This window comes from Streptomyces zinciresistens K42, from assembly GCF_000225525.1.
GTDB classification, from domain to species: domain Bacteria; phylum Actinomycetota; class Actinomycetes; order Streptomycetales; family Streptomycetaceae; genus Streptomyces; species Streptomyces zinciresistens.
On sequence record NZ_AGBF01000485.1, the window covers coordinates 1 to 517 of the forward strand.

General features: G+C 71.0%; 1 pseudogene. It reads right to left on the reverse strand.

Annotated elements, in window-relative coordinates:
* Window positions 1-261 (reverse strand): annotated as a pseudogene (locus SZN_RS39555) (hypothetical protein); the annotation flags it as partial.
* Window positions 262-517 lie beyond the last annotated feature (256 nt).

Below are 517 nucleotides of genomic sequence, written 5' to 3' on the forward strand. Positions count from 1 at the left end.
GAGTCCTTGGAGACGCCGGCCGGCCGCCCGTCCACATGGACCAGCAGCACGCTCTCGGCGGCGGGCGTTGCGGATGCCCTGGATCTGGGAGTCCTTGGCGTAGGGGTGGGACAACTGGTGGTCGCGGGCCTCGATCTGGCGCCGCAGGGTGCGGGCGTCCAGGAGCGGCTTGCCGGTCAGGCCGTTCATCTTCTCGACCAGGTCCTCCAGGCCGGGCGCGGTGACGAAGTCGGCGCCGTGGCGCAGGAAGGCGGCCACCGGAGCCGCGAAGCGCGCGGCCCGGCCGGGCCCGGACCAGGCGACGCGTTCCACGGGTCGGCGTCGTCCAGGGTGCGCAGCAGATGCACGCCATCGCTCAGACCTTCGGTACGACGACTCCTTGCGCAGCACCGCGGGTCGCCCGCCTGCCGCTTCTCCAGGACCAGCTTGAAGAGGCGGCAGACCAGCGTGAAAGCGGCGATGGCATCGCCGCGTCCGGCCTTGATTTCCCTCGTGATTTCGGACCGAGTAACGCGGA